The organism is Shewanella xiamenensis (assembly GCF_024971755.1).
Lineage (GTDB): Bacteria > Pseudomonadota > Gammaproteobacteria > Enterobacterales > Shewanellaceae > Shewanella > Shewanella xiamenensis.
On sequence record NZ_CP079717.1, the window covers coordinates 115,385 to 127,634 of the forward strand.

The following is a 12,250-nucleotide window of genomic DNA, read 5'->3' on the forward strand; positions in this document are numbered from 1 at the left end:
CCTATCTCAAACCCAGCTGATATAAACGCATTCATGTATTTCTCATTTAGACAACTCTCATTTTCTCAATAACCGATAATCTAGCGGCTTCTTTTACGCCATTGCCCTGTGCCCGGTATTTCTTCATTAACTCGCGGTCGTCGGCGTCGGTAGAGAAAATCATTAAGGTTTCAGGTTCGAGTTCTAAACGACAAATCTCACTCATCTGCTTGTGAAAGATCATGATTTCTGAATAAGCGCCTTTCTTTGTATGGACTGATTTCATTTGGTTGAACTGTGCGTCCGTCGCTGTGAATGACTTAGTATTCTTGATTTTGTCTACGGATGATGGATCTTGACCCAGGAACAATTTCCAATCCGTGTTCGCCAAAATTGCTTGTCCAACAGCATTATTTGTTGCGTCCAAAAGGTTCTGTGTAATGACCCCACCAGATGCCCTTACTTTACGGAACTTACGGAATGCTGCCTGTAAGAATTCCCCAACGAATTCAATAAGAGCTCCTTTGTCGCCGTCCTTATCGCCGGCCATCCATTGCCAAGCTTCCTCGAGCAAGAAGAGACTCTTGCGAGCAGTACCGCCTTGGAATATTTTGTGTTGGATTTGATTAATGATCCCCAAGATTACAACGAGCTGCAGATGCAAATCGCTCTGTAATTCTTCTAGCTCAACAACCACCAGCCGACCGTCAAAGTTAATAGCGGGGCGTTGGTCTGAAAACAGATGTCCATACACGCCACCTTCAGCGAAAATCTTTAACTGTTTACCTATTTGCCGCATGTAATCCTCTGGATGCTGCAAACAGCGCTCAACAAAAATAGTCACAGTGGATTTTTGACCTAGCTCATTCCACATATCCGTGAGCATTGTCATCATCTCGGCACGTTGTACTTCAGACACGCCAAGCTTCGGTGCAGCCATTGCCTTAAACATGGTTAAGATCATTGGGCCTTGCCCGTCATCACCTGTCCATTCGTGTATTGAGGGAAACGGATTAAGAGAGAATTTGAAATTGCTATCAAAAGATATAAATTGGCTATCAACGAACATTTCCGCGAGGTTCTGATATGAGCGACCGCTATCAAGAATGAACACCTGAGCACCGTCATCAAATTCCTCTATCTCATATCCCTTTTGATGCGGTAACCGGCGCAATGACCCGCCTGTTTTGACTCCAGAATTGAGATAGCAGTTTACGATGTAGTTCACCAACACTGATTTGCCAGAACCCGTTGCCGCACTCAGTAAGAAATTGTACCCACCGTCGGTTTTAAATAAATCCCAAAAGAAGATCTGCCCATTTCGGGTGGCTAACGGAACAATAGGGAGGTTTGTGTTGCCCTTCCAATTACTCATGTGGGGAGTTAGGAATACTAATGCTTCCGATGAATAAATTGAATGGCGTCTAAAGTTGGCGTATCCCTTGTCCATCATGCAAGGTATGTTTTGCAGAAACAGTGGCCCTGTCAGCACCGATTCTTTCGTAAACGTTATTCGTTTGCCATCAAAGTAGCGCTTCATTTTTGCAACGGAGCGTTCGCTTCTCTCTTCAGAGCCCGAAAATACGATGACATGAGTACCTGAGTTAACAACCTTAGCCGCGCGTTGGTCTATTTCTGTCCAAAGCTGGTCGTAATCTCTTTTCTGATCAGCAAGGCCATGGAACCATTCAAGGATTTTGCCTTTGGCTTGTCCAAGTAACCATTTTCGTCCCGTTCCTATATCACTCTTGGCTTTGCCTTGTTCTGGATAATGAATGAGGGTAGATATCATAAATGGATCACCGTGAGAAACGGAGCCTGTCTGCCAGTCACCCACTAAATCAAACATTTGCCCGTAGTAAATTTCATCTGGCAAAGAGGTTAAAGACATAATTTTTATGTGAGTTTGGTTATCTTCTTCAAAGATTATTTTCCCCTCACTATTCACATCCTTTGGCTTACCGGTCACGATCCCATTAGGCGTGAAGTGAATGATGTTGCCGTTTTCGATAATCTGCTCTGACATTGACTGGCTTGCATTAGGCTTCGCATTGATATTTCGCCAAAGCGCATTTTTGGATGAATTGAATAATGCTTGTAGACGCCATAACAAGTCTGACGGTTGTAACTTTCTAGGTCCAAAACCAACACCCTTTAAGCTTTCTTCTAAGTCAAGGATCAAAGCTCTAAAGCGTTTTTCTTCACGATCGTTTGCGAGTAATTCAGATGTAGGCACTCTAATCGTCACCCAAAACTCAAAATCTCTAAGGCGCCCACCGTTGTGCATGTCTTTGAATACTTTGTTTTCCAAATCTTGAGCCAATGACTCCGCCATCGATGTGGTCAGTTCATTGTCATTGCCCATCATTCGATTGCCGCGTGTTAGTTCATATTGGCTAATGAAATACCCTATGTCCGGCAAAGCAACCAATTGAGTTTGAATAGTAGTGTCTGTCGGGAAGTCCTTTTTATAAATGGCATCCCAAGTGTTTTTTAGCTCTTCATTGCAACCCGGAGTAGGCTGGCAGCAAAAGACCACGGCCATTCCGCCGCCTTCCATTATGAAATAATCGGTTTCATAACCTATAAAACCAAACATTTCGTCAATTTTGTCATAATTTGAAAGTTGGCGGATTTTATTGAAGTAACTAGAAAAAACACTCATCATTTAATTCCTTGTTTTTCTGTTACGCCTAAACTACTTGAGCCCTGTTTTGTGTGGGCCTGGCGTCGTTCTTCTTCTTGGGTAACCTGCTGGATTTGTAGTGGGACTATGCGGCCTGGGCGGTCATTGGCTTGCTCACCTACCAACCATTTCTTTGGTGCAACTTCGACATAAACGAAGCCCGGCATGTGAAGATCACCGTCTGAGTCTGTCCATGCAGCAACCAATATCCGCATTGTTTTAGGTTGTTGTATAACGGCTAATGGCTCTGGTGCTAATGCCATCGGGGATTGTCTTTGTACCATGAGTTGTCCATGTTCATCTTGGACGCCAGTAACCGCGCCGAACGTTCTATTAAGGGGCTCAGGGATTAATTCGGCTTCTGGCATTGTGTCATGGCGAAGATGCGATAAAGGCTCATAGACTTCGTTTGTTGCACGACCTTTATCTAATGAATCAGTTTGATTGGTTTCAGCATTTATATTTGGTTTAACAGGATTGTCAGAAAGGAAGTCATCATTTCCATCTGTCATAGCTGCGTTTGCTTCAACTTCTTTTTCTTCTACTGGTTTTTGAATTTTACCCATAGAGACATTGAGCCCCTCAAGGTTTGACCTGTCATTGGTTAGGTCATGTATTTGTCGAGCAGATGAACAAGCCGCGCCTTTTGAGTCGTTAGGACATGAAAATTCATCTTCTCCAACCTGTAATGAACAGCCAGAGCTTAGAATGCTTAACGCGAATGGAACTATGATGGCTAAATTTCTCATTGAAAGATTTCCTCAGCATTGGGTGTAGGCTGTGTTGTAGAATTGCTGGTAACTGTGGGTGGTTGTTTTTCCGTTACAGCGGGTTCTTTTGGTTTGTTTTCTAGCCATTCCTGTTGTTTTTCTGGAATACCAGCGTAACGACGCCCATCTGTACGGACGAAATAGGGTACTTTATTGATGTCCAAGTACATGGCCATGAGCATTGGGGTCATGACTTTTTTCAAGTCTTCTTCTGAACATTCTCGTTGTCCAACACCCTCAACACTCCCGGTAGTGAGCACTTGAATACTGTCCGTTGTTGAGTATCCACACCAAGCTTTCATCGCTGAATTGATAGAGGCTTTGTCGTGCGGCATGATGATTAAATCAAGATTGACTTTAAACGGGTCGAGGTTGCTTAAAAATTCTTGGGATTCTTTTGATGTCGGACTAACGAACACTCTGGCTTGTTTTGCTATGTTTGGGTTACCAAATGGGATGACCGCCATTTGATTCATAAGTGTGCCGTTAGCAAATGAATCTAACTTAAGTAGCCACGTATCATCTGCTTGTTTAGCCGTTTTTATGGGGGTCATGTTCCATAAGTCTTTAATTTCCCCATCAATAAGGAATCGACCATTGGAAGAGATAAACATTGGGGGCTTACCTTTGAGCTGTATAAGCATTACGTTTTTAATTGGCATCATTCGCACAACTTCAACATCGCCCAATTCGCTCATCATTTTTTTTACTTCGTCAGAAAAACTTGTCTCTACCGAGGTTTGAGAGTCTTTCATCTTGGCAGCTTCTTCGAGATCTAATGCCATTGTTATCGGGCTATTGATTGTCAAAGCTAAAGCTATTCCAGTGATCCATCTCATCCTGCATTCTCCAATGTTTGAAGTAATTGTTGGGGAGGTTGGTATCCGGGCAGCATTTCACCATTGGGTAAAATGATGGAAGGGGTGCCACTGATGCCTAAAGACTCCCCTAAGTGATACATCTTATCTACAGGATCAGTGCAGGCTTTGGCCACAACCTGGATGTCATTTTTGGATTTCGTCAATGCTTCTGCTTGGTTTTCTGAGCACCAGACATTTCTTAGGAGAGTGGCCATTTCTGATTTGACACCACCTCGAGGGAACGCCGCATAAGCGATGGTGATGCCCAGTTCATTGTATTGCTGTATTTCTGAATGGAACTTGCGACAATAGCCGCATGTTGGATCGGTAAAGACTGTCACACGATATTTTTCACTTTTAGCAGGGAATAAGATTAGATCACCTTGGAGTACCGCCATTTGCTCGTTAGCAAGTTCTCGCTGCCTAATCGCCGTCAAATTCATTAATCCATCTGAAAATTTGTGAAGTGAGCCCGAGAAAATGTATTTGCCATCGTTAGAAGCATAGAAAATCCCTTTTTCTGACTCAATTTGGTAAAAATCAGCAAGAGGGGAGTCTGTTACTTTGCTGACTTTAAACGGCAGCAGGTTTTCGAATTTTGCTTTTACCTCATCTTTGGCTACATTGGTCGCAAATGATGGTGCGGTTATGGCCATGCTTATCACGGTTGCCAGTATCTTAACGTTTGATATTTTCATTTCAGCCCCTCGTTAATTAAGTTGGGGCATTATCACTCATGAAAACTTCACGGTTTTTTGATTCAGGAACGATTTTCGTCGCTGAACCAAATTTTTGGGGCTTTTGTGTGTGAGAAAATCTCCTTCCATCGTAAAGACTCGATTATTATTCAGATAGAGAGGTGGTAATGAATAAAGGCGAAGAAATGGATGTAACAGTGGTAGAAGATCCGAGTCTAATATCGACCAATTCGTACCAAAAAGTGTTGCAGATTTACTTTGTTAATTTATCCGCTTTCAGACGCTTTGTTGGGGCCACGCGGACACAAAAAGAGCTTAAACATAAAATAAAGGAATACTTATCTAGATGTAATAATCTCTACGTACTAAATCGTTCTCCTATCCAGTTGCAAGTCGACAAGTTGGTTTTGCTCCAGTTGGCACTTACATTAAACGATGACTTAGCTGTGTAATAAAAAGGCCGGTGTTCATCTCGGCCTTATCTTCTGATTATTGTCCCGTTAAGCGTTCCAAAAGTTCGCGCTGTTGTTGTTCGCGCTGTTTGTACTGTTCTTCGTTAACAATTCTAGGGTTTTGGATATTCAATTGCTGAAGATGCGCCCTGAGATCGGCTATATCATTAATTTTCATATTATTACTTTGGCTTTTAAATAGAAGAGCATCTTCGTTGACTGCCACGATATTACTTTTCTCAAGTAAAATTTTGAGAATATCCATATACTCTAGCTGCGTTACAGTGTCGTATCCTGACATCGAAAAATGCCCCGCAAGATCTCTTGTGTTGATGACCTTTATCGTGGGCTGTTGCGCTATTTCACTTCTTAACTGAGCGATTTCATCATGCAGTGGTTTGATTTTGTAATCGACGATATTCAAAATAATGAAAATACCGCCAATCAACATGACGAAAAGAGCAACACTGTAAAAGTCTGATTGTTTTTCTGTTACTTTACGGCGTTCAGTGGTCGATTCTGGATCTGTGTTATTCATGCTATTTCCCAATTTTAAGTGCAATACCACGTTGAACGATAAAATCCACCTCACGACCACCCAACACTTCAACAACGGGCCATGAAGCATCAACCAGTTCTAAATAATATTTTGCTATCATATCAAATGAAGTGCTGGCACCATTTAGTGCCGCTGATTGGCCCATGCTTGCCCAGTCGGTTTTTTGGAAGATAGATTCATCCCCAGGATTGGTATTCAGCACATTGATCGATTGCGGCGCCGCGGCTTTAGATAACCCTGATAAGAATCCTGCAGCCATTGCATTACCCATTAACCCGCCAGATTTGGTCACTAACTTGCCATCTATTCCGTTCTTACCGTCTCTACCTACAGCATAAGCGGTCAACGGTACCTCAATAGCTTTGCTGTCCTCAGTGATACAAGACAATGTTTCTGCGCGTATGAAAGCTCTAGCCGTCGCAAGATCGCCAACCGCGGTCCCAATGACGAAACATTCTCGAATATCAAGCGTGTAGTTGTTGGGCATGAGAGCGTCATGCTTAACTCTGATTAAGATTGGCATAGGCATTTTGCTTTGTTGACCTCCCGATGTCGGGGCATCAACACCATTAAGCAACGTACCTGTGAGTATTGAACCCGCAGACAACCAAGAAGAAATCTCTTCCGCTTCTTTTTTACTACCTTTATCTACCACTGCTGCACTTTGGGCATTGTTGTTAACTGTCTGCGAGTTTTCTGTGACGGTGACTAACTTGACATCTTGCTCTTCGATATGACCTGTTTCCTTTACAGAGCGCACTTTTCCTTGGGTGACTGTACGTAAAATATTACCTTTGATAATTGGCTGTCTCGTTATTATTTGTGTTTGAGGCCGCTCAACTATTTGGGATACATTCCCTTTTTGATCATGACGGATTATGGTCCCATCTCCACCAGCTTGTGTACCAGCAGATTGCACATTCTTGTTGCTGGCCAATTCGTTTTTAAGTTGATCAATTAATGTTTTTTGCTGGTTAATTTCATTTCGGAACTTGAACAGCTCCAGTTCTATCTTTTTTTCACGATCTTTTAGTCTATTTTCCTGCGCGAATGCCGCCAATTCACGGTTTTGAGAGTCAGCGGCTAATTGATCGAACATCTCCTTTGTTTTTTTCTCTTCCATTTGAGAAACTTCTGCAACAGAGAATAGCTCGGTGCCGTTGTCTTTTTCATTGTTCACAACTGGCTTTTTGGTTTGGCTGAAAAACAAAGGCACTAAAAAATACAGTGCGCAAAGAACCACTGCCCATATCACTATTTGTCGCTTTTTGGGGTCTTGCCAAAACTCTTTAACAATTATCTTGGACATTATTCTCCTCCCGTTAAACCAAGTTCTTCAGCACTTATCTGCCTACGACGGTTGTTTTTCTCATTTTTTTCTATGTAAAGCTTGTCTCTTACGATATACACCTCAGTTGACTCTCCGGGCTGTAATATCGATTGGTCAATAAACGCCACGGCTAACGTATCTCGGCTTAGACATTGTTCTTCTTTGATTTGATAGGCGTAAGAAGTATGGTTATACATAACAACGACATCGATATATTCTCTTGAGCCTGCATAACGCTGTGCTGTCTTTTGCCTTATGGCCACAGAACATGGTTTTACTAATGTTGAAGGTACTTCTGTCGACTCGGTGAACCCGGATGGAATGCCGTTTTGAGCGATAGGCAACAACACCGACTTTAATCTTGTGATGTGAGAAGCTGTGTTTAGATGTTCTTCCTTAACACTGGATAATTCATCAATCTTCTTTAGGCGCTCTCTTTCACGCTCTCTTTCTGCGATTTGATTCTGCTGATCTGCGGTTAAATCAACATCCACATTGACCATGGCTGGCGGGTTATTGTCTGGCTGTAGCACCAACGATATAGCGGTTTCTGGCAAACCTTCTTCATACACCATTATCCCCACTGGAACCATTGAATTGGTTGTAATATAAATATAACCATTTGATGCCTCAATGATGGATTCTTCATCGGAAGTGCGAATTGCTACCATGGAAAAATTGGTCTTAATGCGGTTCATTAGTCCTGCTGCAACCGCCACAGCAATATTTTCTCCTGGTTTCAGATGGTAGTTTTGAACTGGCTTGTATTGCGCTTGCAATTGGTAAGCAAAACCTCCTTCTGTGCCAGATTGTATCGGACGTCCATATAAGTCTGTTTTGGCCCCTGTCTGTGACGATGGACTTTCATCTGGTACTGCCGATTTAAGAGAATCAAAAATGAATGATACAGGGCTAGAACTCTTATTTTCGACGCGTTCTGGAGGTAAGCGTTCATTAGATGTGTTGACGGGAAGAACAAACTCATTTACCGGGTCACTCTCTGGCACAGCTAAAACCGTGTGGCTAATCATTGCACAGAACAGTAAAGACAAATTTAAGCACTTATTTATTTGTTTCATTTGGAACTTCCTTAACTTGTGAACCTGATTCTATAAGCCCTTCTCGCATATCTGAGGTCAGCTCTGGGATAGTGTCTTCAGATGGTACGGTACGTTGACGGGTATTCGGTTTGCCCGGATATTGTTTGAAGTAAGAAATTTTTGGCATACCGCTTGCGACCCCAATTCTGAATTCATACGTCCATGTTTTAGTCATCGGGGCTTGCCCTGGCAGTGTTATTTCTCTTGAACCCCATATCCAAACAACATCTTGATATTCGTCGAAATAAATGTCTTCTATAACAAAGCGTTGCTTCAGTTTTCTGGCGTTAATAATCGATACTTGACGATCTATCTCTTCTTGGAATTGTTCGCGTAAATAAGGTGTCGAACTGGCAAGGAACCTCTCTTTCACAAAATTGATGTTTGTCTTGCTGATATTTCCGATCAATTCCGCAAATGCCGTTGCGTGTCCTTTTTTGAATGATGCATTGGCCCAATCCCCTTTAACTTCTATAACTTCGGTGATCGGTACATTAGGTAATACCACAGCCCCAGGCTCAAAGGTGGCGAACCTAATAGCAATAATTAGCAACGCAATGCTCAAAATCAGGTTACTAAGCAAGCTAACATTTCTTGTCGAAATTGCGTCGCCAATAGACTTTCGGATTTCTTCTGCATTACCCATCATTAATTTCATTTTATAAACTCTCTTTTAAGTGGATCAGGCACGGTGAAGCCTAGTTTCAGTGGCATGACTCCCCAATACCAAAGCACGTGTTCTACATAACCTCTCGGGTGATTTTCACTAAAGTAACTCGTGATTTTGAAATACATGATCGCGAAGATGGATGCCTCAAAAACGGCTCTGAATGTGTAACCTAGTGCGAGCGCAATCGCGATAGGTATGAATTGATCAAGAGTAAAGAACAAAACCAATAATGGTTTGTTTACTCGAAACGGAATTCGATAAGTGCTCATATCAAGTTGGCCCATGTGTTAGTAGGGGATTTGAAATGTATTTTGACATTCAATAAGAGGTAGGTTGTTTGATTCAGCGTTAATATTCGTCGCTGAAACAAAAAAGGCCGTTAGATATTGAATTATCTAACGGCCTTGCATCAGTTTGTGAACTTGATAGTGTCGATTCTAGATTGTTGCTGTCAGGAAGATGTTGATGATTGCAACGGACTGACTCAATAACATACCGCCGATAAAAGCGCCTACAGCCAAATAATAGTTCTGTTTTAAAACATTGAAAAGACTAGCGAAAAACGCTAATAGCGTAATAATTTTCCCTGGGACACCATCAGCCCAACCAGAAATTTCCGTCCAAATAGAAGTAAAGGCCGCACCACCAGAACCAGCTTGAGATTCAAATGATAGAAGCATAACAAGCGCAATGGCAATTATGAGGCCCAATAGCATCTTTTGCTTGTCGCCAGCACTTACTTTTTCAAACTTGGGTAACGCAATTGTGTTTTCCATGAATCAATCCTCAATGGTTTGTTTAAATAAATCCATAACTAATTTACTCTCTATTAAATGCAGTCATCTTCGTTTCAGATGCAATATTCGTTGTTCAAAAAAAATTTTAAGGTTTTCGATGTTTTTTTAGCTCATTAATGCTTAAAACTGGGACGAAAATGGATTTGATATGAAAGCCCCAAGGTTGAACGTGCTCTTTGAGTAGGTTTGGTATTTGCGTCCAAACAATGACTCTAAGGCCGCTTGGGTTTCAATGGGGTTACTGGTTATATCGACTAAACCAAATGCAACTGCGTCGCTGCCTGTCCATGCCAAACCTGACCACAAAATTTCAGTATCAACTTTCAGCTTATCTCCGCGTCCTAGCAGTACGTCATTCTTAAACTGTTCAAAGATTGGTTGTAGAATTTTGTCTTTGATGATCTGTTGTTGATTTGAATCGATGGCTTTCCAAGGGTTAAGCGCGTCTTTTAGCTCACCACTCGTGATAACGGTGTTTGTTATGCCTAATTTTCCCGCTAACTCAGACCAGTTAAGTGCATCCATCCTCACACCAATGGAGCCAACCAACGATGCTCGCTGTGCTATGATGACATCGGCGTTAATTACAGCCTGAATGCAGGCTGAGGCACATTGTTTAGTAATCACAGCGATAATCGGCTTTCTTTCTAGGTCACCAAATAACTTTCCGGTCTTTATCTCTTCAAACATCACTGAAGGATTTTCTATCGACTCGAGAATTGTCGCCCTAACGTCTTGCGATAACGGTGCTTTCCATTGTTTATATTTAACGATTACTTCATTAATTGTCTGTGAGTCGGTTGGCGCCCCCCCCGGGCTGTTAGCCTCGATGACGATAACCTTGGCCTTTTCATTTTTCATGGCCGCTAAAATGTGGTCTGTTATCTTTTTCCCGTTACCAGTATCTTCATCGCTACCTATTTCCCCGCTTATTTGAACAACAGCAATGTGTTCATCTTCATGCTCTATAAGGCTGATCAAATTGCTCACAATTCCTATAAAAATCACCCCGCCGAGAAGAATTAACTTCCCATAATTAGTGCGCTTATAGATGGTTAAATGTTGTTTTAACAGATTGACTAGCTCTGGCTGGGTATTTTGAGAAAGCATAATTTTCTAATTCCTATGCTACTTTCATATAGTTTTGGATAATATTCTTGAACGCTACGCCCGTCAGAATCAGCATCAACACCGGAAACCAAGGCGCTTTTTGTCCTAGAATATTGGGGATTAACATATAGCAAAATGTGAAAACGATGATGTACACAATCGAACGTGTCCATATACGTGAGCTCTTAATAGATATTTGCTTGGGCTCATACATACGGATTTTTCTGATCATATATCCGTCATAGATTAAGGCAAAAAAAAGCGGCACCATGACCCAAATCCAGTATTTCATCATCGTCATCCGATATACCATTTGGTAGCTCATAATGTGGATGTTGTTGACTACTCTCTGCAGAATAAAGTCACCCTTATACTTCTCCACTAACTCCTTAATTTTGAAGTTACCCTTCGGCAAGAGAGTATCCTCAACCATTTTTTGCAGACCACTATCGATGTACGATTGTCTGTATGACCTTTCTACTTGCAATGTGACTTCTAACCATCTGGATTCAGTCATTAATGCAGACAATGATTTTACTTCAACCTCCATTTCTCGCTGAAAAATGCTGCTTGGAACCATCGTTAAAATAATAAATAGACTCACAGTAAAAATAAGTAGCATGAGTGTGAGTAGCTTTGTTACACCATGGTCTTTAATGAGTTCTGACATCGTGTTTACCTCAATGAATCACTAAGTTAATGATTGGCTCAGTGAATAAACGGTCTGTTGATTAGGTAGGGGTAAACCAAGAAGGTTAAGATGCCTTCGATTGAATACGTGTCTTGCTAAAAGGAATGAAATCGCTTCATTTGAAATTTTTGATTGTTTTTCTATGAATTCAACTTTTAAGCAGTTGCAAGATTTAGTGCTCGTACCGTCAGAAAAACAATCACATTTCTTGGGTTTTTTAGCTTTGTTTACAGAGGTTTTGAAATCATTAAATGTCTGTGATACACAGTCCCAATACATAGATTCATCATTGCTAATATCCACCGACACTTTGTAATTGGCGACTTTATAAAGATCATGTAACACTGATTTTGCAAATTGGGTGCATTGTTCTTCATATCCATCATCTTCAGCTCGATCCCATGCTAACATTGCTTTAAGCAAAATTACGTCGATGATGGGAGTGTCATGTTTGATCAAGTATTTATTACCTCCAACCAAATCTTCTAGCCGTTTAACAATCTCGCTGATCCCTTCATTCGTTTGAGTTATCCGAGTGATATCCATTA

General features: G+C 41.6%; 14 protein-coding genes. 1 reads left to right on the forward strand and 13 read right to left on the reverse strand.

Annotated features, from left to right (window positions below):
- Positions 1-46 precede the first annotated feature (46 nt).
- Genes KXJ80_RS00615 through KXJ80_RS00630 form a run of 4 tightly spaced genes read right to left on the reverse strand, consistent with a single transcriptional unit; the run spans position 47 to position 4,993 of the window.
- Positions 47-2,647, reverse strand: coding sequence for a TraC family protein (locus KXJ80_RS00615; protein WP_259474335.1), 2,601 nt, complete (start codon positions 2,645-2,647; stop codon positions 47-49).
- Positions 2,644-3,414 (reverse strand): TraV family lipoprotein, encoded by a 771-nt coding sequence (locus KXJ80_RS00620; protein WP_259474336.1) that lies wholly within the window; start codon positions 3,412-3,414, stop codon positions 2,644-2,646. Before KXJ80_RS00620 ends, KXJ80_RS00615 begins: the two co-directional genes overlap by 4 nt.
- Positions 3,411-4,274: a hypothetical protein gene (locus KXJ80_RS00625; protein ID WP_259474337.1), complete on the reverse strand. Its 864-nt coding sequence runs from the start codon at positions 4,272-4,274 to the stop codon at positions 3,411-3,413. Before KXJ80_RS00625 ends, KXJ80_RS00620 begins: the two co-directional genes overlap by 4 nt.
- Positions 4,271-4,993, reverse strand: a complete 723-nt coding sequence (locus KXJ80_RS00630) for a thioredoxin fold domain-containing protein (RefSeq protein WP_259474338.1) — start codon at positions 4,991-4,993, stop codon at positions 4,271-4,273. Before KXJ80_RS00630 ends, KXJ80_RS00625 begins: the two co-directional genes overlap by 4 nt.
- 167 nt (positions 4,994-5,160) lie before the next feature.
- Between KXJ80_RS00630 and KXJ80_RS00635 the strand changes: the two genes are divergently transcribed.
- Positions 5,161-5,445: a hypothetical protein gene (locus KXJ80_RS00635; RefSeq protein WP_218679022.1), complete on the forward strand. Its 285-nt coding sequence runs from the start codon at positions 5,161-5,163 to the stop codon at positions 5,443-5,445.
- A gap of 37 nt (positions 5,446-5,482) precedes the next feature.
- Here the strand turns inward: KXJ80_RS00635 and KXJ80_RS00640 are convergent, their stop codons facing one another.
- The 9 genes from KXJ80_RS00640 to KXJ80_RS00675 all read right to left on the reverse strand — a co-directional run bounded on the left by KXJ80_RS00640 (position 5,483) and on the right by KXJ80_RS00675 (position 12,248).
- Entirely contained in the window at positions 5,483-5,983 is a 501-nt protein-coding gene (locus KXJ80_RS00640) for a hypothetical protein (RefSeq protein ID WP_259474339.1), read from the reverse strand.
- A 1-nt stretch (position 5,984) separates the two neighbouring features.
- A complete protein-coding gene (locus tag KXJ80_RS00645) occupies positions 5,985-7,313 on the reverse strand; it encodes a TraB/VirB10 family protein (RefSeq protein WP_218679025.1) in 1,329 nt (442 codons plus the stop codon).
- Complete coding sequence (locus tag KXJ80_RS00650) at positions 7,313-8,413, reverse strand: type-F conjugative transfer system secretin TraK (RefSeq protein WP_218679026.1); 1,101 nt, start codon at positions 8,411-8,413, stop codon at positions 7,313-7,315. The genes KXJ80_RS00645 and KXJ80_RS00650 overlap by 1 nt, the downstream gene beginning before the upstream one ends.
- Positions 8,397-9,092 carry a TraE/TraK family type IV conjugative transfer system protein gene (locus tag KXJ80_RS00655; protein ID WP_218679027.1) on the reverse strand — a complete coding sequence of 232 codons (696 nt, stop codon included), beginning with the start codon at positions 9,090-9,092 and terminating at the stop codon, positions 8,397-8,399. Before KXJ80_RS00655 ends, KXJ80_RS00650 begins: the two co-directional genes overlap by 17 nt.
- The gene (gene traL, locus KXJ80_RS22450) at positions 9,089-9,388 is read right to left on the reverse strand and encodes a type IV conjugative transfer system protein TraL (protein WP_370686225.1); all 300 of its coding nucleotides are present in this window, start codon (positions 9,386-9,388) and stop codon (positions 9,089-9,091) included. The genes KXJ80_RS00655 and traL overlap by 4 nt, the downstream gene beginning before the upstream one ends.
- A gap of 153 nt (positions 9,389-9,541) precedes the next feature.
- Positions 9,542-9,880 carry a hypothetical protein gene (locus KXJ80_RS00660; protein ID WP_069455538.1) on the reverse strand — a complete coding sequence of 113 codons (339 nt, stop codon included), beginning with the start codon at positions 9,878-9,880 and terminating at the stop codon, positions 9,542-9,544.
- Positions 9,881-10,021: 141 nt separating this feature from the next.
- Positions 10,022-11,011 carry a S49 family peptidase gene (locus KXJ80_RS00665; RefSeq protein ID WP_259474340.1) on the reverse strand — a complete coding sequence of 330 codons (990 nt, stop codon included), beginning with the start codon at positions 11,009-11,011 and terminating at the stop codon, positions 10,022-10,024.
- Between the two features lie 13 nt (positions 11,012-11,024).
- Positions 11,025-11,681, reverse strand: coding sequence for an IncC plasmid conjugative DNA transfer DtrJ family protein (locus KXJ80_RS00670; protein WP_218679055.1), 657 nt, complete (start codon positions 11,679-11,681; stop codon positions 11,025-11,027).
- A 21-nt stretch (positions 11,682-11,702) separates the two neighbouring features.
- Positions 11,703-12,248, reverse strand: a complete 546-nt coding sequence (locus tag KXJ80_RS00675) for a hypothetical protein (RefSeq protein ID WP_218679056.1) — start codon at positions 12,246-12,248, stop codon at positions 11,703-11,705.
- Positions 12,249-12,250: the final 2 nt, after the last annotated feature.

What these genes read in the sequence shown, in the direction of transcription:
- traL (WP_370686225.1), bottom strand. Translation starts at nt 9,388, where the DNA reads ATGGGCCAACTTGATATGAGCACTTATCGAATTCCGTTTCGAGTAAAC.
- KXJ80_RS00650 (WP_218679026.1), bottom strand. Translation starts at nt 8,413, where the DNA reads ATGAAACAAATAAATAAGTGCTTAAATTTGTCTTTACTGTTCTGTGCA.
- KXJ80_RS00625 (WP_259474337.1), bottom strand. Translation starts at nt 4,274, where the DNA reads ATGAGATGGATCACTGGAATAGCTTTAGCTTTGACAATCAATAGCCCG.
- KXJ80_RS00645 (WP_218679025.1), bottom strand. Translation starts at nt 7,313, where the DNA reads ATGTCCAAGATAATTGTTAAAGAGTTTTGGCAAGACCCCAAAAAGCGA.
- KXJ80_RS00665 (WP_259474340.1), bottom strand. Translation starts at nt 11,011, where the DNA reads ATGCTTTCTCAAAATACCCAGCCAGAGCTAGTCAATCTGTTAAAACAA.
- KXJ80_RS00630 (WP_259474338.1), bottom strand. Translation starts at nt 4,993, where the DNA reads ATGAAAATATCAAACGTTAAGATACTGGCAACCGTGATAAGCATGGCC.
- KXJ80_RS00640 (WP_259474339.1), bottom strand. Translation starts at nt 5,983, where the DNA reads ATGAATAACACAGATCCAGAATCGACCACTGAACGCCGTAAAGTAACA.
- KXJ80_RS00635 (WP_218679022.1), top strand. Translation starts at nt 5,161, where the DNA reads ATGAATAAAGGCGAAGAAATGGATGTAACAGTGGTAGAAGATCCGAGT.
- KXJ80_RS00670 (WP_218679055.1), bottom strand. Translation starts at nt 11,681, where the DNA reads ATGTCAGAACTCATTAAAGACCATGGTGTAACAAAGCTACTCACACTC.
- KXJ80_RS00655 (WP_218679027.1), bottom strand. Translation starts at nt 9,092, where the DNA reads ATGAAATTAATGATGGGTAATGCAGAAGAAATCCGAAAGTCTATTGGC.
- KXJ80_RS00615 (WP_259474335.1), bottom strand. Translation starts at nt 2,647, where the DNA reads ATGATGAGTGTTTTTTCTAGTTACTTCAATAAAATCCGCCAACTTTCA.
- KXJ80_RS00660 (WP_069455538.1), bottom strand. Translation starts at nt 9,880, where the DNA reads ATGGAAAACACAATTGCGTTACCCAAGTTTGAAAAAGTAAGTGCTGGC.
- KXJ80_RS00620 (WP_259474336.1), bottom strand. Translation starts at nt 3,414, where the DNA reads ATGAGAAATTTAGCCATCATAGTTCCATTCGCGTTAAGCATTCTAAGC.
- KXJ80_RS00675 (WP_218679056.1), bottom strand. Translation starts at nt 12,248, where the DNA reads ATGGATATCACTCGGATAACTCAAACGAATGAAGGGATCAGCGAGATT.